Below are 21,084 nucleotides of genomic sequence, written 5' to 3' on the forward strand. Positions count from 1 at the left end.
CTTAGGTGCTCCGCATGCGCGATCTTCCCGGTTACCCCGCCCACCCGCAGCGCTTCGAGGTCCGCCCCGGCCTGTCGATGAACTATCTCGACGAGGGCCCGCGCGATGGCGAGGTGGTGGTGATGGTGCACGGCAACCCGTCGTGGAGCTACTACTGGCGCACGCTGGTGGCCGGCCTGTCGGACACCTACCGCTGCATCGTGCCGGACCACATCGGCATGGGCCTGTCGGACAAGCCGGACGACAGCCGCTATGAGTACACGCTGCAGTCGCGCGTGGACGATCTTGATGCGCTGCTGAAGCACCTGGGCATCAGCGGCCCGGTGACCCTGGCCGTGCACGACTGGGGCGGCATGATCGGGTTCGGCTGGGCGCTGTCGCACCACGAGCAGGTGAAGCGCCTGGTGGTGCTCAACACCGCTGCCTTCCCGATGCCGGCGGCAAAGAAGATGCCGTGGCAGATCGCACTGGGTCGCCACTGGAAGATCGGCGAGTGGATCATCCGCAGCTTCAACGCGTTCTCGTCCGGTGCCTCGTGGCTGGGCGTGGAGCGGAAGATGCCGGCCGATGTGCGCCGCGCCTACGTGTCGCCGTACAACAGCTGGGCCAACCGCATCAGCACCATCCGCTTCATGCAGGACATCCCGCTGTCGCCGGCCGACAAGGCCTGGTCGCTGCTGGAACGCGCCGGCAAGGCGCTGCCGTCGTTCGCCGACCGTCCCGCCTTCCTCGGCTGGGGCCTGCGCGACTTCGTGTTCGACCATCATTTCCTGAAGGGCTTCCAGGCCGCGCTGCCGAATGCCCAGGTGCATGCCTTCGAGGATGCCGGCCACTATGTGCTGGAAGACAAGCAGGACGTGCTGGTGCCGGAAATCCGCGCGTTCCTGGACGCCAACCCGATCTGATCGATGTGCCGACCAACGGTCGGCACCCACAAGTGGAAGGTATGGGTGGGTGCCGACCGTTGGTCGGCACACCGGATTATGCGGCGACCGGCGCCTGTGGTGGCGAGGACGGGCTGTTGCCGTTGTCGTCCGGGTGATCGTCGTCATTGTCGGCGTCATCGCGCCAGCGCCAGTCGGCCGGCGTCAGCGGATCCAGGCCATAGGCAATGCGCGCCTTGTCGCACTGCGGGCTGGCCTTGCCGTATTCCCACGATGCATCCACCTCACGGCACACGCTGGGCCGGTTGGGGTGGATCGTGCAGCGTGAATACACGCCGATCTGCGCATCCAGCGCGACGCAGCGCACCGGCTTGGAATGGGTGCCGCGCATGCACAGGCGGTGCGGATCCAGCACCTCAGTGAGCTGATGCGGCACGCCGCCGGGGGTGACCTCGTCCGATTCCATCCAGTGGAAGGCCACGCGGTACTGGGTGCAGCAGGCGCCGCAGGTCATGCAGGGATGTTGCATGGGCAAGCCGCCTCGGGCGGCAGTCGGAATCGGGAACGAGGGTGCGGATTTTCCACGAAGTGGGCCGCCGCGCAAGAAATTCCGTAAGCGGCGACAATGAACGGATGAACCGACCCTGCAACATTGCGGCCCGTTTGCCTGAACTGGCGCGTGAACGCCCCGACCAGATCGCCATCCGCTGCCCGGGCCGCCGCGGCGCCGGCAACGGCATGGCCGCCTACGATGTCACCCTCGATTACCGTCAGCTGGACGCCCGCAGTGATGCCATGGCCGCCGGCCTGGCCGGCTACGGGATCGGCCGTGGCGTGCGCACGGTGGTGATGGTGCGGCCCTCTCCGGAGTTCTTCCTGCTGATGTTCGCGCTGTTCAAGCTGGGCGCAGTGCCGGTGCTGGTCGATCCGGGCATCGACCGGCGCGCGCTTAAGCAGTGCCTGGACGAGGCGCAGCCGCAGGCCTTCATCGGCATTCCTCTGGCGCATGTGGCGCGGCTGGTGCTGCGCTGGGCGCCGTCGGCCACCCGGCTGGTGACGGTCGGCCGCCGCCTCGGCTGGGGCGGTACCAGCCTGGCCGCGCTGGAACGTGCCGGTGCCAAGGGGGGGGCCATGCTGGCCGATACCGATGGCGAGGACATGGCGGCGATCCTGTTCACCAGCGGCTCCACCGGCGTGCCCAAGGGCGTGGTCTACCGCCACCGCCACTTCGTCGGCCAGATCCAGCTGCTGGGCAGTGCCTTCGGCATGGAAGCGGGTGGGGTGGACCTGCCGACCTTCCCACCGTTCGCGCTGTTCGACCCGGCGTTGGGCCTGACTTCGGTGATCCCGGACATGGACCCGACGCGGCCGGCGCAGGCCGACCCGGGACGCCTGCACGATGCCATCCAGCGCTTCGGCGTAACCCAGCTGTTCGGCTCGCCAGCGCTGATGCGGGTGCTGGCTCGGCACGGGCGGCCACTGCCGACGGTGACCCGGGTGACCTCGGCCGGGGCACCGGTGCCGCCGGACGTGGTCGCCACCATCCGCAGCCTGCTGCCGGCCGATGCGCAGTTCTGGACTCCCTATGGCGCCACTGAGTGCTTGCCGGTGGCGGTGGTCGAAGGCCGCGAACTGGAGCGCACCCGCGCGGCGACCGAGGCCGGTGCCGGCACCTGCGTGGGCAACGTGGTGGCCCCCAACGAGGTGCGCATCATCGCCATCGACGACGCACCGTTGGCCGACTGGTCGCAGGCACGTGTGCTGGCCACCGGCGAGGTGGGCGAGATCACCGTGGCCGGGCCGACCGCCACCGACAGCTACTTCAACCGCCCGCAGGCCACTGCGGCGGCGAAGATCCGCGAGACGCTGGCCGATGGCAGCACCCGCGTGGTGCATCGCATGGGCGACGTTGGTTATTTCGATGTGCAGGGCCGCCTGTGGTTCTGCGGGCGCAAGACGCAGCGCGTGGAAACCGCGCGCGGGCCGCTGTACACCGAGCAGGTCGAGCCGATGTTCAACACCGTGGCCGGCGTGGCGCGCACTGCGCTGGTTGGCGTGGGGGCCGCCGGTGCGCAGGTGCCGGTGCTGTGCGTGGAGCTGCAGCGTGGCCGGTCCGACAGCCCGGCACTGCAGGAAGCGCTGCGTGCCAAGGCCGCCGCATGCCTGGCCGGAGCCGGGCTGGAGCACTTCCTGGTACACCCTTCGTTCCCCGTCGATATCCGTCATAACGCCAAGATCGGCCGCGAGAAGCTCGCCGTCTGGGCCAGCACCGAACTGGAGAAGCGCGCATGAAGATCCTGGTCACCGGTGGCGGTGGTTTCCTTGGGCAGGCGCTGTGCCGCGGGCTGGTCGAGCGTGGCCACCAGGTGCTGGCGTTCAACCGCAGTCATTACCCGGAACTGCAGGCGATGGGCGTGGGCCAGATCCGCGGTGATCTGGCCGATGCGCAGGCGGTGCTGCATGCGGTGGCCGGCGTCGATGCGGTGTTCCACAACGGCGCCAAGGCCGGCGCATGGGGCAGCTATGACAGCTACCACCAGGCCAACGTGGTCGGCACCGACAACGTCCTCGCGGCCTGCCGCGCGCATGGCATCAACCGGCTGGTCTACACCTCCACGCCCAGCGTGACCCATCGTGCCACGCACCCGGTGGAAGGCCTCGGGGCTGACGAGGTGCCGTACGGCGAAGATTTCCAGGCGCCGTATGCGGCTACCAAGGCAATCGCCGAACAGCGCGTGCTGGCCGCCAACGATGCGTCGCTGGCGACGGTGGCACTGCGCCCGCGCCTGATCTGGGGCCCAGGCGACCAGCAGCTGGTGCCGAGGCTGGCCGAGCGTGCGCGGCAGGGCCGCCTGCGCCTGGTGGGGATGGCAACAACAGGGTGGACACCACCTACATCGACAACGCCGCACTCGCGCACTTCCTCGCCTTCGAGGCACTGGCGCCGGGCGCTGCGTGTGCGGGCAAGGCCTACTTCATCTCCAATGGCGAGCCGCTGCCGATGCGCGAGCTGGTCAACAAGCTGCTGGCCGCTGTTGGCGCGCCGACGGTGGGCAAGGCGATCAGCTTCAATACCGCGTACCGTGTCGGCGCCATCTGCGAGCGGCTGTGGCCGCTGCTGCGCCTGCGTGGCGAGCCGCCGCTGACCCGCTTCCTGGCCGAGCAGTTGTGCACGCCGCACTGGTACAGCATGGAACCGGCGCGCCGTGACTTCGGCTACGTGCCGCAGGTCAGCATCGAAGAGGGGCTGCGCAGGCTGAAGGCTTCATCTGCTGCATAGATCGCCGTCACTGGTTGCACACCGCAGGATCGGGAGGATGGACCCACGCCATCCAAGGCTCGACCACCCGCGAGGAGCGCCATGCTGCACTACGCCATCATCTTCTTTGTCATCGCCATCATCGCCGCTGTTCTGGGTTTCTCCGGAATCGCCGGCGCCGCAACCAACATCGCCTGGATCCTGTTCGTGGTGTTCCTGATCCTTGCGGTGATCTCGATGTTCCGCAAGCGCGGCTAGCCGGTAGTGCCGGCCGCTGGCCGGCATCGCTTTCCGCAGAGTCGAGCCATGCTCGACTCTGCGGGCGATCACGACGTTACACAGCGCTCTGCAGCCCGCGATCGGCCTCATGGCGCTCCAGCGCCAGCTCGATCAGGCGGGTGATCAGCGTGGTGTAGTCCACGCCGCTGGCACCCCACAGCTTCGGGTACATGCTGATGCGGGTGAAGCCCGGCAGCGTGTTGACCTCGTTGATGATGATGTCGCCGCCCGCAGTGAGGAACACATCCACGCGCGCCATGCCGGCACACTCCAGCGCCTGGTAGGCCCGCAGCGCGATCTGCTGGATGCGTGCCTGGGTGCCGGCATCGATATCCGCGGGTACCACCACTTCGGCACCATCGGCGTTGATGTACTTGGTGTCGTAGGCGTAGAACTCGTCGTGCACCACCACCTCGCCGCACAGGCTGGCCTGCGGATGTTCGTTGCCCAGCACCGCGCACTCGATCTCGCGGCCGATCACCGCCGATTCCACCAGCACCTTGTGGTCGTAGCGCAGCGCCAATGCCAGCGCTTCGGCAAAGCCCGCCGCATCCTTGACCTTGCTCACGCCTACCGACGAGCCTTGGTTGGCCGGCTTCACGAACAGCGGCAGGCCAAGCTGGGCAATCACCGCATCGACATCCACTTCCGCCACCTGGTGGCGGCGGATGCACAGCCACGGCGCCACCTGCAGCCCGGCGTCGCGCAGCAGACGCTTGGTCACGTCCTTGTCCATCGCCACTGCCGAGCCCAGTACCGGCGAACCGACGAAGGGCAGGTTGGCCATGCGCAGCAGCCCCTGCAGCGCACCGTCCTCGCCCAGAGGCCCGTGCACGATCGGCAGCACCACATCGATCTGGCCCAGCACGCTGGCCGCATCGGAGGGCTGCAGCTGTGCCTGCTCGGCACCGGGAAAGACCGCCAGCGACTGGCCGGAGCGATGCAGCGCGATGCGTGCCGGATCATCGGCATTGAGCAGGAAGGTCGCAGGCTCGCTCAGATGCCACTGGCCCTGCTTGTCGATGCCGACCAGCACCGGCTCGAAGCGCTCGCGATCAAGCGCATCGAGGATGTTCTTCGCCGACTGCAGTGAAACTTCGTGCTCGGAAGACTTGCCCCCGAAGATGATGCCGACCCGGGTCCGTGCCATGGGGAGTGCGATGTCCTGTGCGTTGCGTGGCCCCATAGCATGAACCTTCATCGGCCCACCGCGTGAGGCACAGATGAACCAGAAATCCATCCACGCATGGCGTGGATCTACCGTCCTCATGGCCCATCAACAGGGGTCGGAGCCCGTTGCGCAACAACGGGATCCGACCCCACGGACGACAGGAAACTGTCGAAGGCGGGATGGGTCCGGTTGCGGGGTGTCCGCGGCATGGATGCCGCGGCCAAGCCCCCATGGGTGAGGGCGCTTTGCTTGCGAAGCACTGCTTCGCAAGCGCCCGAACGCCCAGCCGCCAGCGGCTGGGCCGGACCGCGGAGCGGGGTTTACGGCGTCCCCCGCAACCGGACCCATCCCGCCATCCCACGGAATGCATGCTGTTGCTGTTGGTGTTGAGGTTGCCGGCCAGCGGCCGGCACTACCGCGGGTGCCGGGCGGCAGCCCGGCCCAAGCCCCCACCCACGCAGGTAGAATGCGCCCATGGCTCTTTCCCTGCTCAAGTCCCTCAAGCCGGTCGCTGGCCGCGCCCTGCAGATCGCCCTGAACCGCGCGCTGGCGCTGGATCCGGATACCCGCCATGCCCTGGCCAGCCTCGATGGCCGGCACATTGACCTGACCCTGGAAGCGCCGTCGCTGGCGATGCGCATCAGCGTCGACGGCGACCAGCTGCGGGTCGGCCCGGTGGATGCGCAGGAAGCCGACCTGGCCGTGCGCAGCAGCCTGGCCGGCGTGCTGGCGCAGCTGCCGCTGCTGGCCAACGCACGGCGCGGCGAGTCCAACAACAAGGGCCGAGTACGCGTGGCCGGTGACGCCGAACTGGCGCGGCGCCTGCAGCAGCTGGCCAAGGGCTTCGACCCGGACTGGCAGCAGCCGTTCGTCAGCGTATTCGGCGAGGTACTGGGCGTGCAGGTCGCCAACACCCTGCGCAGCGCCCTGCAGCACGCGCGCCAGGGGGCGATCGACCTGGCCCACAGCGCCGCCGAATTCATCACCGAGGAATCGCGCGACGTGGTGCCGCGCGCCGAACTGGATGCCTTCCATGATGATGTGGACGTGCTGCGCGATGACGTCGAGCGTCTTGGCGCGCGCGTGCAGCGCCTGCGGGGTGCCGCATGAAGGCCGTGCTGCGGGCGAGCCGCATCGGCCGGGTGATCCTGCGTTACCGCCTTGACGACCTGTTGCAGGGCACGCCGGCCGAGCGTTGGCTGCGCCTGGCCAAGCCGTTCGTGCCGCGTGCCTCGGCCGACATCGCCGCGCAGTCGCGCGGTGCGCGCCTGCGCCTGGCGCTGCAGGATCTCGGCCCGATCTTCGTCAAGTTCGGCCAGATCCTCTCCACACGCCGCGACCTGGTGCCGCCGGATGTGGCCAATGAGCTGACCCTGCTGCAGGACCGGGTCAAGCCGTTCGACGGTGACACTGCGCGCCGCATTGTCGAGGAAGCGCTTGGCCTGCCGGTCAGCGAGGCGTTCGCCAGCTTCGATACCGAACCACTGGCCTCGGCTTCGATCGCGCAGGTGCATGCGGCCACGCTGGCCGATGGCCGCCAGGTGGTGGTCAAGGTACTGCGCCCCGGCATCGAGAAGCAGATCGATGCCGACATCGCCCTGCTCAACTCGCTGGCCGCGCTGGTCGAGCGTACCCATCCGCGTGCCGACAAGATCCGACCGCGCGAAGTGGTGGCCGAAGTCGAGAACACCCTCGCCGCCGAGCTGGACCTGCAGCGCGAAGGCGCCAATGCCAGCGTGCTGCGCCGCTTCTGGGAGAACAGCGACGACCTGTATGTGCCGGAAGTGATCTGGAGCCATACCGCCGAGCGCGCGCTGACCCTGGAACGCGTGTGGGGCATTCCGTCCGACGACATCGCCGCGCTCGACAAGGCGGGCATCGACCGCAAGGCACTGGCCGCCAAGGGCGTGCGGGTCTTCTACACCCAGGTGTTCCGCGACAACTTCTTCCATGCCGATGCGCACGCCGGCAACATCTGGGTCGACACCGATCCGGGCCGCCGCGCCAACCCGCGATTCATCGCGCTGGACTTCGGCATCATGGGCCAGCTGTCGCAGGAGGATCAGTACTACCTGGCTGAGAACTTCATGGCCATCTTCAACCGCGATTACCGCCGCATCGCCGAACTGCATGTGCAGGCGCGCTGGATGCCGGACAACGTGCGCATCGATGATCTGGAAGCGGCCGTGCGTTCGGTGTGCGAGCCGTACTTCACCCGCCCACTGTCGCAGATCTCGCTGGCCGAAGTGCTGATGAAGCTGTTCCGCGTGGCGCAGCGCTACCAGCTGACCCTGCAGCCGCAGCTGATCCTGCTGCAGAAGACCCTGCTGAACATCGAAGGTGTCGGCCGGCAGCTGGATCCGCAGATCGATATCTGGGCGGTGGCCAAGCCGGTGCTGGCGAAGATCCTGCGCGAGCGCTACAGCCCACGCCGGGTGGTGCGCGAGATCGGCAAGCGGTTGCCGGAAATCATGACCCACGCGCCGGACATGCCGCGCCTGGTACACGCTTGGCTGACCCAGCAGGTGGAGGGGCGCCACGAGCTGGCGATGCGCTCGCGCGATCTGGTTGCGCTGGATGCCAGCGTGCAGCGCCTGCAGAGGCGCGCGGTCGGCGCGATCACCGGCGTCGGCCTGCTGGCCATCGCCGCGCTGATGTACGTGCTGCAGCCACCGGGCTGGTACTGGGGCGACCTGCCGATGTGGAGCTGGGTGTCCGGTGCCGTCGGCGCGCTGGCGCTGGCGCGCGCGTGGTGGAGATAGACCCGGTGCTGCAGACGCTGAAGAACGAACTGATGCACTTCGGTGCTGAAAACGACGCGCATGAAACCGAGCGCGCTCGGCGCATGCTCAACATCACGCCGGATACCGGTGAATTCCTGTCGGTGCTGGTGCGTTTCGGCACCGCGCGACGGGTACTGGAAATCGGCACCTCCAATGGCTACTCCACGCTGTGGCTGGCCGAAGCCGCAGCCGCCATCGACGGCCACGTGACCACGCTGGAAGTCGCCGAGGACAAGGTGGCGTTGGCGCGATCCACGTTCGCGCGCAGCGGGTTGGCCGCGCACATCACGCTGGTGCATGGCGATGCCGGGCAGTGGTTGGCAGAGGCCGGCGAAGGCTGCATCGACCTGTTGTTCCTGGATTCGGACCGCGGGCAGTACGCCGGCTGGTGGCCGCAGCTGCGCCGCGTGCTGCGGCCGGGGGGCCTGCTGGTGGTGGACAACGCCACCTCGCACGCGGAAGAGATGGAGCCCTTGTGCCTGCTGCTGGATGCCGATCCGGACTTCAGCACCAGCGTGGTGCCGGTGGGCAACGGCGAACTGCTGGCCGTGCGCAACGCCTGATTGCCACGCCACAGACCCGGGGTCAGATCCCTTTTTCCCGTGGAAAAGGGATCTGACCCCATACAGGGCACCCTTATAATCCCGCGGTGAGTACCGAACCTGACACCCTCGCCGCGGTCGAGACTGAAACCGCGCCCCTGCAGCTGCTGCACCTGGATGAGCGCCTGGCCGTGGTCAACAAGCCTGCCGGGCTGATGGTCCACGACAGCAAGCTGGCCCGTGGCGAAGATGATTTCCTGGCCGACCGCCTGCGTGAGCAGCTGGGGCGGCCGATCTTCCTCGTGCACCGCCTGGACCGGGCCACCAGTGGCTGCCTGCTGCTGGCCTTCGACCGCGAAACCGCCAGTTCGCTGGGCAAGGCACTGATGGGTGGCGTAGTGGCCAAGGACTACCTGACAGTCTGCCGAGGCTGGCCGGCCGAGCTGTCCTGGCGGGTGGACCATGATCTGGACGGCGGGCCGGGCAAGCCGGTGAAGAAGCCGGCGATCACCGATTTCCAGCGCCTGGCCACTGGCGAGCTGTCGGTGCCGGTGGGCGAGTTCAGCAGCTCGCGCTACGCGCTGCTGCGCTGCCAGCCGCAGACCGGGCGCTTCCGGCAGATCCGCCGTCACCTCAAGCACCTGTCACATCACATGATCGGCGATACCAGCCACGGCGATGGGCGCCACAACCGCATCTTCCGCATGCAGGGCGTGCACCGCATGCTGCTGCACGCCGAGCGCCTGCGCTTTCCGCATCCGGAGGGCGGCAACGTGGATGTCAGTGCGCCGCTGGACCGCCAGTTCCAGAAGGCACTGGACCTGTTCGGCTGGCAGGTGGACGCAGTTTGACGGTAGTGCCGGCCGCTGGCCGGCAGCTGCGTGATTCCAGGTGTACTGGGGAGCCGGCCAGCGGCCGGCACTACCTCATTCTCGTTTCTTTTCCGGCTCGTTGACGATCGCTTCCAGGTCTTTCTGCAGGTCCGCAAACAGCGGCTGCATGCGCGCCTGGATGGCCACCATCACGTTCTGCATCAGTGCCGGGGTCTTGTCCAGCAGGCTCTGGCCTGCCGCGCTCTCGTAGAACTCGGCCATCGCCAGCACGTCTTCCTTGCTGAACGTCTTCTTGTACAGGTCCACGTACATCGGCCGCAGCTGCTGCCACGACATGGCCTGGCGCAGGGTCTGGCTGGTCCGCGCCTGGATCCGCTTCAGCTGCTCCTGCTGCTGGGCGGTGAGCTGGCGCTGCGCGGCCACCTGCTGGAACTGCTGCTGCTGCATGGCTTCGATCTGCGGCACCATGGTGTCGATCATGCTCTGCGCGCGCGAGGCCGACAGCAGGCGGTTGATGTCGCCGTCGGTCGGCGGGGCGGCCAGGGCCGGGACGCTGGCCGTGGCCAGTGCCAGCAGCAGGGCGGCGCGGCGCAGCAGGGACGGCAGGGCGGGTGCGAAGCGGGTCATGCGGGCTTCCTGCGGTACATGGGACCGCCAGCATACCTGCAGCCCAGGCGAAGGCGGCGTGTTCGGCGCCTGATCGGCGGCATACGGGGCGCGATGGCGCACTCCACCACGTGGCTGCCGCTACAATGCGCGGATGGGCAGTGGACCGGTCACCATCAGCGCGCAGCTTGAAATCCCCGACGGCGAGATCGTCGAGCGGTTCGTGCGCGCCAGTGGCGCCGGCGGCCAGAACGTCAACAAGGTGTCCACTGCGGTGGAACTGCGTTTCGACGTGGCCAACTCGCCCTCGTTGCCCGAACCGTTGCGCGCGCGGCTGTTGGCGCGGCGTGACCGGCGCATGACCGGCGAAGGCGTGCTGGTCATCGACGCGCAACGTTTCCGCACCCAGGATCGCAATCGCGAGGATGCGCGCGAGCGGCTGGCGGCCTTCATCCAGGCCGGGCTGAGCGTGCCCAAACCGCGCAAAGCCACCAAGCCGACCCTCGGGTCGAAACTGCGTCGTCTGGACGCCAAACGCGGGCGCGCGCAGATCAAGCGCGGGCGCTCATCACGTGACTGGGAGTGATTGCTTGAACAACCCGACTTCGTTGCTGCCGGCCGTGCCGCCGCAGATGCCGCAGGTCAAACCCAACGCCTTCCTGCGCTGGCTGGCGCGCTGCACCCTGCGCATGGGGGGCTGGAAGGTGACCGGCACCCTGCCTGACATCCCCAGGCTGGTCTTCATCATCGCCCCGCATTCGTCCAACTGGGACGGGCTGTGGGGCATGGCAGCGAAGATCGCGCTCGGCATGAAGGTGAAGGTGCTGGGCAAGGCGTCGCTGTTCTGGTGGCCGCTGGGCCCGTTGCTGCACCGGCTGGGCGTGATTCCGCTCGATCGCAGCTCGCCACAGGGTACGGTGGGCCAGGCGGTGGACCTGCTGCGCAACAACGAGAAGATGTGGTTCGCCATCACGCCCGAGGGCACCCGCAAGGCGGTGAAGGAGTGGAAGGCCGGCTTCCTGAAGATCGCCCGGATGGCCGACGTGCCGATCCTGACCGCGTATTTCCACTATCCGGAAAAGACCATCGGCATCGGTCCGCTGTTCACCCCGAGTGGCGACGATGTGGCCGACATGGCTGCCATCCGCGAGTTCTACCGGCCCTGGATCGGCAAGACCCGCGGCACGGTCTGAGCCGGCCGCAGGCCGCCGCATAGACGCCACGTCCGGCACATGCCGGGCGAGCGCGACAGGAGTAGGGTGGAGGGCTGGTATCCATACCGTCTGCCCAAGGAGCGTTTTACATGTCGCGTACCGTAGTCCTGGCCGCCGCCATCAGCCTGGCGTTGGCGGCCTGTTCCGGCAAGGAGTCCACCCCCGTGACCGATGCCCAGAAAGCCCCGGCCCCGCAGCCGGCCGAAGCCTCCACCAATCCGCTGCTGAGCGCCAGCACGCTGCCGTTCCAGGCGCCGCCGTTCGACAAGATCAAGGACAGCGACTACCTGCCGGCCTTCGAAGAAGGCATGCGCCAGCACCTGGCCGACGTGCGCAAGATCGCCGACAGCAGCGAGCCGGCCACCTTCGACAACACCATCGTGGCGATGGAGCGCAGCGGCGAGACCCTGACCCGCGTGTCGCGCATCTTCTTCGGCCTGGTCCAGGCCGACACCAACGATGCGCGCCAGAAGATCCAGGAAGAAGTGGCGCCGAAGCTGGCCGCGCACCAGGATGAGATCAACCTCGATCCGAAGCTGTTCGCGCGCGTGAAGTCGCTGTACGACCAGCGTGACACGCTGGGGCTGGACCCGGTGCAGAAGCGCCTGGTCGAGCACTATTACGATGGCCTGGTGCGCGCCGGTGCGCAGCTGTCCGACGCTGACAAGGCGACCCTGCGCAAGCTCAACGTGGAAGAGACCACGCTCTCCACCCAGTTCCACACCCGCCTGGTGGCCGCGACCGCCGCTGCGGCTGTTGTCGTTGACGACAAGGCCAAGCTGGCCGGCCTGGACGAGGGCGCGATCAACAATGCTGCGGCCGCCGCCAAGGACCGCAAGCTGGATGGCAAATTCCTGCTGCCGCTGCAGAACACCACCCAGCAGCCGGTGCTCGGCTCGCTGAGCGATCGCGACCAGCGTGCCGCCGTTCTGAAGGCCTCTGAAACCCGCGCCGAGCGCGGTGATGCCAACGACACCCGGCAGACCGTGCAGCGCCTGGCACAGCTGCGTGCGCAGAAGGCCAAGCTGCTCGGCTTCGACACCTTCGCCGACTATCAGCTGGGCGACCAGATGGCCAAGACTCCGGCTGCCGCGCTCAAGCTGCTGACCGACACCGTGCCGGCCGCCACCGCCAAGGCGCGCGCCGAGGCCGGTGAGATCCAGAAGGTCATCGACGCGCAGAAGGGCGGATTCCAGGTCGCCGCTTCGGACTGGGACTTCTACGCCGAGCAGGTGCGCAAGGCCAAGTACGATCTGGACGAGTCGCAGATCAAGCCGTACTTCGAACTGGACAACGTGCTGCAGAACGGCGTCTTCTACGCCGCCACCCAGCTGTATGGCATCACCTTCAAGCCGCGCACCGACATTCCGACCTACAACCCGGACATGAAGGTGTACGAAGTGTTCGACAAGGACGGCACCTCGCTGGCCCTGTTCTACACCGACTACTTCAAGCGTGACAGCAAGTCCGGCGGCGCCTGGATGGACGTGTTCGTCGAGCAGGACGGCCTGACCGGTGCCAAGCCGGTGGTCTACAACGTCTGCAACTTCACCAAGCCGGCCGCCGGCCAGCCGGCGCTGATCAGCTTCGACGACGTCACCACGATGTTCCATGAGTTCGGCCATGCGCTGCACGGCATGTTCTCGAACGTGAAGTACCCGTCGATCGCCGGCACCGCCACCTCGCGTGACTTCGTCGAGTTCCCGTCGCAGTTCAACGAGCACTGGGCACTGGACCCGAAGGTGTTCGCCAACTACGCCAAGCACTACAAGACCGGCGAGGCGATGCCGCAGGAACTGGTCGACAAGATTCTCAAGGCGCGCAGCTTCAACCAGGGCTATGCGACCACCGAGTATCTGTCGGCCGCGCTGCTCGACCTGGCCTGGCACACGCAGAAGGCCGATGCGCCGCTGCAGGATGTCGGTGCCTTTGAAGCCAGCGTGCTGAAGAAGTTCAAGGTCGACCTGCCGCAGGTGCCGCCGCGTTACCGCACCACCTACTTCGACCACATCTGGGGTGGTGGTTACTCGGCCGGTTACTACGCCTACTTCTGGGCCGAAGTGCTGGACCATGACGCCTACCAGTGGTTCACCGAACACGGTGGCCTGACGGCGGCCAACGGCCAGGAGTTCCGCGACAAGATCCTCTCGCGCGGCAACAGCGTGGAGTTGTCGACCCTGTACCGCGATTTCCGCGGCAAGGACCCGTCGGTGGAACCGCTGCTGAAGTTCCGCGGGCTGAAGTAAGAAACAGAAAGCGGCGGGGGCAACCCCGCCGTTTTTCTTTGTGTAGAGCCGAGCCCATGCTCGGCTGGCTTTTTCTGGAGACGCAGCCGAGCATGGGCTCGGCTCTACACAAGCGGATCACGTCCCCACGTGCACCCGGTTGGCCTGCTCGGCCAGGCCCAGGTGATCGAGCGCGATATCCAGCGCCAGCACATAACTCTGCGCGCCATACCCAGCAGCAATGCCCAGGCGCTGGCCGACACCGGCCGGCAGGCACGGTTCGGCCACTGCGCCGTCGTCATGCACCTCTACGTACGCGTTGTGCAGATAGGGCAGCAGCCGCTGCAGGCGCAGACTGTTGGCACACGCACCCGGATCGAGCAGCGTCACCTCGCCACGGCTGTGGTCGGCCACGCGCAGCGCATCGAGTAGTTCCTGTTCCGAACCGCAGGCGCGGATCGCCACGCTGGTGCCGGCGTCGATCGCGCGATGCACCAGCGACTTCAGGACCGGTGCCGGCAGCGGCATCGCGGTGCGGATCAGGGCGCCGGCCGCTTCCGGGCCGCGGATGATGAAGATCGACATGACTCAGCCCTCCTGCGCCAGGCGGCGGCCGACAATGGCCAGCGACAACGGGTAACCGGCCTGCTGGCTGCGCTGGTCGACCACCACGGCGGCGGGGCCGTGCTGCAGGCGCAGGCGTGCATCCAGACCAGGTTCGCTGGGCGCCTGCAACTCGATGTACTGCGCCGGCAGCCGTTCCAGCGCCGCCTGCAGCGCGCCACCTTCGGCCTGCCATTGCGCCTCGTCGGCGGCACCGACATCCAGCAGTACCCAGTCGGCCGAGCGCGCCTGCGGCTGGCACAGGCACCGGCGTACCTCGGACAGGCTGGCGCAGTCACTGCACAGCACGCGATGGCCGGCCAGCTGTGCCGGCAGTTGGGGACGCGGTGCCGACGAAGAGGCGTGGCGGATCACCAGGAGGGTCATACAACACCTTGCGGAATGCGCCGTGTGGCGCGGTGGGCACACGATGCGCGTGCTGCCCGTAAAGGTGCGATGCCCGCGGCCGGGCCGGGGCGTAAAACCTGCGTAACCCCTTTTGCAGCGCCAGGGTTGCCAGGACTGGGGCGCAGAGCAGCCGAGCGTAGGCTCGGCTCTACAGGAGCGCGGCGCGGGAACCTCTTGCGCCCGGATGTGGTCTGATGCAGCCACCACCCAACCGGAGCCTGTCATGGATGCTGTTGCCCGTCCCCCTTTTCCCAACGCGCCGTGGCCTGGCTGAAGAAGGAAGCATTGCCGCTGCTGGTGATGCTCGGCCTGCTCGCCGCCGCCCGCGATACCCTGGCCAACCATTACGTGGTGCCGAGTGGTTCGATGCAGCCGACCCTGCAGCCCGGCGACCGGGTGGTGGTGGACATGCGTGCCTATGGCCTGCGCCTGCCGTTCACCGGCAAGGAACTGATGACCACCGGCGTTCCGCAGCGTGGTGAAGTGGCGGTGTTCGATTCACCGGCCGACGGCACCCGCCTGATCAAGCGCGTGGCGGCAGTGGCGGGCGACCATGTGCAGATGCGCGAAGGCCATCTGAGCATCAACGGGCAGCCGCTGCAGATGGCCGACCTGCAGGACGTGGAAGCCTTCGGCGAGCGACGTGCCCGCCTTGATCTGGACATGGGCGGCGGTCCGGACATCGCCGACCTGGTGGTGCCGACTGGCAAGGTGCTGGTGCTGGGTGACCACCGCGGCAACAGCTTCGATGGCCGCTTCTTCGGCTTCGTCGACGCCGACAAGCTCTACGGCCGCGCGGTGGCGGTGTACTACCGCCGGGGCGACGGCTTCGAGTGGCAGCGCCTGTAAGCTGAATTGATACTTCTCGTATATCAATCATGACCTATCAGGTTATGGATCGACTGGATAGACGGGCCTAGTCTGAGGCCCGTTCCCTCCCGCGCTTGGCCGCCCCCACCGGCCCATCGATCCCATGACTGGCGAAACCGCGGCGGCCGTCGAACGCCGCCCCCCCACTGTCGACCCCAGCGCCGAGACCCGCATCCAGCAGGGCACACCGGCCTTTCGTCGCACCGCGCTGGCACTGTTCCTGGCCGGCTTTTCCACCTTCGGCCTGCTGTACACGGTGCAGCCGCTGCTGCCTGAGTTCAGCCGCCATTTCGGCGTGTCCGCCGCCGGCAGCGCCATGTCGTTGTCGCTGACCACCGGCACCTTGGCCGTGGCGATGCTGCTGGCTGGTCTGCTGTCCGATGCGGTCGGCCGCCGCCCGTTGATGATCGTCGCGTTGCTGGCCTCGGCCATGCTGTCGCTGAGCTCGGCGCTGGTGGATGACTGGACCACGCTGCTGGTATTGCGCACGCTGCTCGGCCTGGCGCTGAGCGGCGTGCCGGCGGTGGCGATGACCTACCTGGTCGAGGAAATGGACAGCCGTGCGCTGGGCCTGGCGATGGGCCTGTACATCGGCGGCAATGCCATCGGTGGCATGAGCGGGCGCCTGCTGGCCGGCATCATCGCCGACCACTGGGGCTGGCGCTGGGGTATCGGCGTGGTCTCGATCATCGCGGTGGCCAGCACGGTGCTGCTGTGGCTTCAGCTGCCGCCGTCGCGCCACTTCCATCCCCGTCGTGACGGCCTGCGCCAGTTGCCGTCGCGCTGGCGCATGCTGTTCGCCGACCCGGGCCTGCCGTGGCTGTTCGCCACCTCGTTCGTGCTGATGGGCGTGTTCGTCACCCTCTACAACTACCTGGGCTACCACCTGCTGGCGCCGCCCTACCACCTCAGCCAGACCGTGGTCGGCCTGATCTTCAGTGTCTACCTGGTGGGCACCTTCAGTTCGGCGTGGATGGGCCAGCAGGCAACGCGCTACGGGCGCGGCCGCATCCTGTCGATCTCGTTCGCGTTGATCGGCGCGGGCATCGTGCTGCTGGCAATGCCGTGGCTGAGTGCGATGGCACTGGGTATCGCGCTGGTCACGTTCGGCTTCTTCGGCGGCCACTCGGTGGCCAGCAGCTGGGTTGGCAGCCGCGCCGGTACGATGCGCGCCGAAGCCTCGGCGATGTACCTGTTCGCCTACTACCTCGGGTCCAGCGTGCTGGGCGGGGTCGGTGGCCTGGCCTATGCGGCCTGGGATTGGCTGGGTGTGTGCCTGTTCGCTGCCGTGCTGACCCTGATCGGTGGTGGCATCGTCTGGGCACTGCAGCAGCGCGCGCCGCAGCCGGTCACCGCGTGATCCACCGCTACGGTAGTGCCGGCCGCTGGCCGGCATGCCGGCCCATGTGGGGTTGCCGGCCAGCGGCCGGCACTACCCGGGTGGGTTGCACTTCACCCTTCGGCGAACGCCTCACGCAGCAGCGTGGCGAAATTGCGGATCAGCGGCGTTACCCGTTCGCGGTGCCAGGCCAGCTGCACTTCCGAATGCGCGCCGGCATCGGCCAGTGCCACGAAGCGCGATCCTTCCACGCGTATGTGATCGCATGACGACGGCAGGATCGCCGCACCCAGGCCCGCAGCGGCCAGGCTGATCAACGTCGATGCTTCACCGGCTTCCTGCACGATGCGCGGCGTGAAGCCCGCCGCCGCGCACAACGCGATCATGTGGTCGTGGATGCCCGCGCCGGCGCTGCGGCGGAACGCCACGAAAGGCTCCTGCGCGAAGTCGCGCAGCGACAGCGTGCCCTGCTTCGACAGCCTGCGCAGGGCAGGGTGGTCGGCGTGCACGATCAGCGCCAGCGGGTCGACGAACAGGCTGTGCGCCACCAGTTCCGGCGGCAGCGCGCGCTTGCGGATGATGCCCACGTCCAGTGAACCGTCGAGCAGCGCGTCGATCTGCTGCAGCGTGTTCATCTCGCTCAGCTGCAGCCGCACCTGCGGGTACTGCTGACGGTAGCGCAGGATCGAACGCGGAATCTGCGGCGACAGCGGCGTGGCGCGAGTCAGACCGATGTGCAGTTCACCCTGCTCACCACGCTGTGCACGCTGCACCTCGTCCACGGCCGTCTCCACCTGCTGCACGATGGCGCGTGCACGTTCCTGCAGCAGTTCGCCCGCAGGCGTCAGCTGCACGCGGCGATGGCTGCGCACGAACAGGCGCGCGTCAATCAGTTCTTCCAGCTGGCGGATCTGTTGGCTGAGCGGCGGCTGTGACATGCCCAGCCGCTCCGCCGCCTGGCCGAAGTGCAGCGTATCGGCGACGGCGAGGAAGTAGCGCAGGTGGCGGAGTTCGATGGACATGGGGCCAGTTTATTCATCGTCAGCCGGAAATGAATCAGAGGCGGGGTCAGAGCCCGTTGCGCAGCAACGGGATCCGACCCCGTGCCGACCAACGGTCGGCACCCACCATGGGAAGCATTTCCCACAGTTCGCAGAAAACAGTCGAAGGCGGGGTGGGTCCGGTTGCGGGGGCGTGAGCGCCATGGATGGCGCGACCGAGCCTCCATGGACGGGTTTACGGCGTCCCCCGCAACCGGACCCACCCCGCCATCCCACGGAATGCCCGCTGTTGCCGTTGACGTTGCCGTTGCTTCGGCCTCTGCAGGTGCAGGGCGGCAACCCTGCAAACCAGAACACCCCTCACCGCTCCGAATGCCCGCTCTGATCGTAATCGCGCGGACTGAACAACTCCGGCTGGATCAGCTCGATGAACGCCCGCGCCTGCGCCGACAGCGCCTTGCCCCGGCGCACGATCACCCCGTAGCTGCGCTCGGGGAACCAGCGCTTCATCGACCGCGCCGCCAGCCGCTCGTGGTCGGCCTCGTTCAGGCACAGCGCCGGCACGATGGAAATGCCCATGCCCATCGCCACGTACTGCTTGATCACTTCCCAGCCCCCCACTTCCAGCGCCACGGTGTAGGCGATGCGGTGGCGCTGGAACACCTGGTCCACCAGGCGGTAGGTGATCTGCCGCTTCGGCGGCAGCACCAGCGGATAGCGCGCGATGTCGGCCAGCTCCAGCTCGCCGCCCTTGGCCAGCGGATGATCGTGCGGTGCGATCAGCACCTGCTCGAAGCGGTAGGCCGGGGCGTAGGTCAGGTCGGCCGGCACATCGGTCATCGAACCTATCGCCAGGTCGGCGGCATCCTCGCGCAGCAGGTCGGTGCCGTCGGCGCTGATCGCGTTGTGCAGGGTCAGGCGCACGTCCGGGTGGTGCAGGCGAAAGCGTTCGACGATCTTCGGCAGCAGGTACAGGATGGTCGAGCTGTTGGCGGCAATGTTCAGCTCGCCCGCGTCCAGGCCGCGCACCTTGTCGCGGAAGCGCGCCTCCAGCCCGTCCAGGTTCTCCACCAGCGGCTGTGCCATCTCGTACAGCAGCTGGCCCTCGCGGCTGGGCACCAGGCGCCGCCCGCTGCGCTCGAACAATGGCACCCCCAGCTCCCGTTCCAACGCCTGCAACTGCAGGCTGATGGCCGGCTGGCTGACGAAAAGTGCCTCAGCCGCCCGTGAGACCGAGCCGAGGCGCACGGTCTGGCAGAATGCGCGCAGCGGCTTGAGCCGGTCGGATTTGTAGGAAAAACGAGGACTTGGCGGGGCGCGTGTGCTCATCGTGTAACGAGTATTAGCACAACTTATGTAAAACATTGCAAAAACTGTTTTGCCAAATACTGAGGCCCAGCGGCACCGTGGAGACGTTCCCCCACCGCTGGAGTAGCCCCATGTCCGCCGTCGCTTCCGCCGTTCCCCCCCGCCACCAAGGCCACCCCCGGCATCGCCCTGGCGACCCGCGTGGCCGGCCAGGACACCGTGCTGCCGGCGCCGCTGCTGGCCCTGCTGGTGTCGCTGCACCGCGCGGTGGAACCGGGCCGGCAGGCGAGGCTGCAGGCCCGCCGTGAACGCCAGGCGTTCTTCGACCAGGGCGGCCTGCCGGACTTCCGTGAAGACACCACTGCGATCCGCAGCGGCGACTGGCGCGTTGCGCCGCTGCCGGCCGCGCTGCAGGACCGCCGCGTCGAGATCACCGGCCCGACCGACCCGAAGATGGTCATCAACGCGCTGAACTCCGGCGCCAAGGTGTTCATGGCCGACTTCGAGGATTCGACCTCGCCGACCTGGCGCAACCTGCTGGCCGGGCAGCAGTCGCTGGCCGCGGCGGTGCGCGGCGATCTCGAATACACCGCCCCCAATGGCAAGCATTACACGCTGCGCCCATACGACGAACAGGCGGTGCTGATCGTGCGCCCGCGTGGCTGGCACCTGGACGAGAAGCACGTACGCGTCGACGGCCAGTTCCTCGCCGGCGGCCTGTTCGACGCAGCGGTGTTCGCCTTCCACAACGCCCGCTCCCTGCAGGCCAAGGATCGTGGCCCGTACTTCTACCTGCCCAAGCTGCAGAGCATGGAAGAGGCGGCGCTGTGGGAAACCGCGCTGTCGCACATCGAAGGGATGCTCGGCTTGCCGCACGGCCAGATCAAGGTGACCGTGCTGATCGAAACGCTGCCGGCGGTGTTCGAGATGGACGAGATCCTGCACGCGCTGCGTGATCGCATCGTCGGCCTGAACTGCGGGCGCTGGGACTACATCTTCTCGTACCTGAAGACCTTCCGCCGCCACGCCGACCGCGTGCTGCCCGAACGCGGCCAGGTGACCATGACCCAGCCGTTCCTGAAGGCGTATTCGGAACTGCTGATCCAGACCTGCCACCGCCGCGGTGCGCATGCGATGGGCGGCATGGCCGCGCAGATTCCGATCAACCACGATGCCGCCGCCAACGAACAGGCCATGGCCCGCGTGCGCGCCGACAAGCTGCGCGAAGTCAGCGCCGGCCACGACGGCACCTGGGTCGCGCATCCGGCGCTGATTCCGGTGGCGATGGCGATCTTCGACGAGCACATGCCCGGTGCGAACCAGCACAGCGTGCTGCGCCAGGACGTGCGCGTCGGCCGCGACGAACTGATCGCGCGGCCGCCGGGCACCATCACCCGCGCCGGCTTCGAAGGCAACGTGGAAGTCTGCGTGCGTTACCTGGCGGCGTGGCTGGATGGCAACGGCTGTGTGCCGATCCATCACCTGATGGAGGACGCGGCCACCGCCGAGATCAGCCGCAGCCAGTTGTGGCAGTGGCTGCATACGCCGGGCCAGCAGCTGGACGATGGCACCGCGATCGACCTGGCCCTGCTGGATTCCACCCTGTCGCAGCTGCCGGCACGGCTGGGCGATACCGCCGCGCTGCCCGGTGGCGCGCGCATCAGCGAGGCCATCGCCCTGCTCGGCGAACTGAGCCGCAGCGAAGAACTGACCGATTTCCTGACCCTGCCGGCCTACGCGCGCATCGATTGACTGCCGC

Annotated in this window: 20 protein-coding genes and 1 pseudogene; 14 read left to right on the forward strand and 7 right to left on the reverse strand. The window is 67.7% G+C overall.

What is annotated here, in order from left to right; all coding sequences use genetic code 11:
* Positions 1 to 14 precede the first annotated feature (14 nt).
* A complete protein-coding gene (locus tag DL544_RS00890; protein WP_065195998.1) occupies positions 15 to 905 on the forward strand; it encodes an alpha/beta fold hydrolase in 891 nt (296 codons plus the stop codon).
* Positions 906 to 981: 76 nt separating this feature from the next.
* On the opposite strand, the gene DL544_RS00895 is transcribed toward DL544_RS00890, so the two are convergent.
* Positions 982 to 1,413: a YkgJ family cysteine cluster protein gene (locus DL544_RS00895; protein WP_005407630.1), complete on the reverse strand. Its 432-nt coding sequence runs from the start codon at positions 1,411 to 1,413 to the stop codon at positions 982 to 984.
* 104 nt (positions 1,414 to 1,517) lie between these two features.
* Here DL544_RS00895 and oleC point away from each other — a divergent pair, with 104 nt between their 5' ends.
* From oleC to DL544_RS00910, 3 genes and pseudogenes are all read left to right on the forward strand, one after another.
* Positions 1,518 to 3,176 carry an olefin beta-lactone synthetase gene (gene oleC, locus DL544_RS00900; protein WP_065178390.1) on the forward strand — a complete coding sequence of 553 codons (1,659 nt, stop codon included), beginning with the start codon at positions 1,518 to 1,520 and terminating at the stop codon, positions 3,174 to 3,176.
* Positions 3,173 to 4,164: pseudogene (gene oleD, locus DL544_RS00905) on the forward strand (2-alkyl-3-oxoalkanoate reductase). The gene oleC and the pseudogene oleD overlap by 4 nt, the downstream one beginning before the upstream one ends.
* Positions 4,165 to 4,245: 81 nt before the next feature.
* Entirely contained in the window at positions 4,246 to 4,401 is a 156-nt protein-coding gene (locus tag DL544_RS00910) for a DUF1328 domain-containing protein (protein ID WP_005407633.1), read from the forward strand.
* A gap of 76 nt (positions 4,402 to 4,477) precedes the next feature.
* On the opposite strand, the gene ddlA is transcribed toward DL544_RS00910, so the two are convergent.
* Entirely contained in the window at positions 4,478 to 5,572 is a 1,095-nt protein-coding gene (ddlA, locus tag DL544_RS00915) for a D-alanine--D-alanine ligase (protein WP_065178469.1), read from the reverse strand.
* Between the two features lie 495 nt (positions 5,573 to 6,067).
* On the opposite strand from ddlA, the gene DL544_RS00920 reads away from it, so the two are divergent.
* The 4 genes from DL544_RS00920 (at position 6,068) to DL544_RS00935 (ending at position 9,769) form a co-directional block, all read left to right on the forward strand.
* On the forward strand, positions 6,068 to 6,703 hold the full coding sequence (locus DL544_RS00920) for a ubiquinone biosynthesis accessory factor UbiJ (protein WP_005420772.1): 636 nt from the start codon (positions 6,068 to 6,070) through the stop codon (positions 6,701 to 6,703).
* Entirely contained in the window at positions 6,700 to 8,355 is a 1,656-nt protein-coding gene (gene ubiB, locus DL544_RS00925; protein ID WP_139726598.1) for a ubiquinone biosynthesis regulatory protein kinase UbiB, read from the forward strand. The genes DL544_RS00920 and ubiB overlap by 4 nt, the downstream gene beginning before the upstream one ends.
* 32 nt (positions 8,356 to 8,387) lie before the next feature.
* Positions 8,388 to 8,939 (forward strand): O-methyltransferase, encoded by a 552-nt coding sequence (locus DL544_RS00930; RefSeq protein ID WP_065185663.1) that lies wholly within the window; start codon positions 8,388 to 8,390, stop codon positions 8,937 to 8,939.
* 86 nt (positions 8,940 to 9,025) lie between these two features.
* Positions 9,026 to 9,769 carry a pseudouridine synthase gene (locus DL544_RS00935; protein WP_139726599.1) on the forward strand — a complete coding sequence of 248 codons (744 nt, stop codon included), beginning with the start codon at positions 9,026 to 9,028 and terminating at the stop codon, positions 9,767 to 9,769.
* 75 nt (positions 9,770 to 9,844) lie between these two features.
* Here DL544_RS00935 and DL544_RS00940 read toward each other — a convergent pair whose 3' ends face one another.
* Positions 9,845 to 10,378, reverse strand: a complete 534-nt coding sequence (locus tag DL544_RS00940) for a DUF2059 domain-containing protein (protein WP_005420757.1) — start codon at positions 10,376 to 10,378, stop codon at positions 9,845 to 9,847.
* A gap of 133 nt (positions 10,379 to 10,511) precedes the next feature.
* On the opposite strand from DL544_RS00940, the gene arfB reads away from it, so the two are divergent.
* The 3 genes from arfB to dcp all read left to right on the forward strand — a co-directional run bounded on the left by arfB (position 10,512) and on the right by dcp (position 13,817).
* Positions 10,512 to 10,943 (forward strand): alternative ribosome rescue aminoacyl-tRNA hydrolase ArfB, encoded by a 432-nt coding sequence (gene arfB, locus DL544_RS00945; RefSeq protein WP_005420755.1) that lies wholly within the window; start codon positions 10,512 to 10,514, stop codon positions 10,941 to 10,943.
* Between the two features lie 4 nt (positions 10,944 to 10,947).
* Positions 10,948 to 11,550, forward strand: a complete 603-nt coding sequence (locus DL544_RS00950) for a lysophospholipid acyltransferase family protein (protein ID WP_005420754.1) — start codon at positions 10,948 to 10,950, stop codon at positions 11,548 to 11,550.
* Between the two features lie 110 nt (positions 11,551 to 11,660).
* Positions 11,661 to 13,817, forward strand: a complete 2,157-nt coding sequence (gene dcp / locus DL544_RS00955) for a peptidyl-dipeptidase Dcp (RefSeq protein ID WP_139726600.1) — start codon at positions 11,661 to 11,663, stop codon at positions 13,815 to 13,817.
* A 117-nt stretch (positions 13,818 to 13,934) separates the two neighbouring features.
* Here the strand turns inward: dcp and DL544_RS00960 are convergent, their stop codons facing one another.
* Both DL544_RS00960 and DL544_RS00965 read right to left on the reverse strand, forming a co-directional pair.
* Positions 13,935 to 14,381, reverse strand: coding sequence for a 3-dehydroquinate dehydratase (locus DL544_RS00960; protein WP_004153636.1), 447 nt, complete (start codon positions 14,379 to 14,381; stop codon positions 13,935 to 13,937).
* A gap of 3 nt (positions 14,382 to 14,384) precedes the next feature.
* A complete protein-coding gene (locus DL544_RS00965; RefSeq protein ID WP_065178395.1) occupies positions 14,385 to 14,786 on the reverse strand; it encodes a hypothetical protein in 402 nt (133 codons plus the stop codon).
* Positions 14,787 to 15,107: 321 nt separating this feature from the next.
* On the opposite strand from DL544_RS00965, the gene lepB reads away from it, so the two are divergent.
* Together lepB and DL544_RS00975 are read left to right on the forward strand one after the other, a co-directional pair.
* The gene (lepB, locus tag DL544_RS00970; protein WP_255313116.1) at positions 15,108 to 15,656 is read left to right on the forward strand and encodes a signal peptidase I; all 549 of its coding nucleotides are present in this window, start codon (positions 15,108 to 15,110) and stop codon (positions 15,654 to 15,656) included.
* A gap of 124 nt (positions 15,657 to 15,780) precedes the next feature.
* The gene (locus tag DL544_RS00975) at positions 15,781 to 17,037 is read left to right on the forward strand and encodes an MFS transporter (RefSeq protein WP_065185577.1); all 1,257 of its coding nucleotides are present in this window, start codon (positions 15,781 to 15,783) and stop codon (positions 17,035 to 17,037) included.
* A gap of 92 nt (positions 17,038 to 17,129) precedes the next feature.
* Here the strand turns inward: DL544_RS00975 and DL544_RS00980 are convergent, their stop codons facing one another.
* On the reverse strand, positions 17,130 to 18,038 hold the full coding sequence (locus tag DL544_RS00980; RefSeq protein WP_005420736.1) for a LysR family transcriptional regulator: 909 nt from the start codon (positions 18,036 to 18,038) through the stop codon (positions 17,130 to 17,132).
* Positions 18,039 to 18,377: 339 nt separating this feature from the next.
* On the reverse strand, positions 18,378 to 19,346 hold the full coding sequence (locus DL544_RS00990; RefSeq protein ID WP_053499296.1) for a LysR family transcriptional regulator: 969 nt from the start codon (positions 19,344 to 19,346) through the stop codon (positions 18,378 to 18,380).
* A 180-nt stretch (positions 19,347 to 19,526) separates the two neighbouring features.
* Here DL544_RS00990 and aceB point away from each other — a divergent pair, with 180 nt between their 5' ends.
* A complete protein-coding gene (aceB, locus tag DL544_RS00995) occupies positions 19,527 to 21,077 on the forward strand; it encodes a malate synthase A (protein ID WP_255313020.1) in 1,551 nt (516 codons plus the stop codon).
* Positions 21,078 to 21,084: the final 7 nt, after the last annotated feature.

It is taken from the genome of Stenotrophomonas sp. pho (genome assembly GCF_006228405.1).
In the GTDB taxonomy this organism is placed as follows: Bacteria; Pseudomonadota; Gammaproteobacteria; order Xanthomonadales; family Xanthomonadaceae; genus Stenotrophomonas; species Stenotrophomonas sepilia.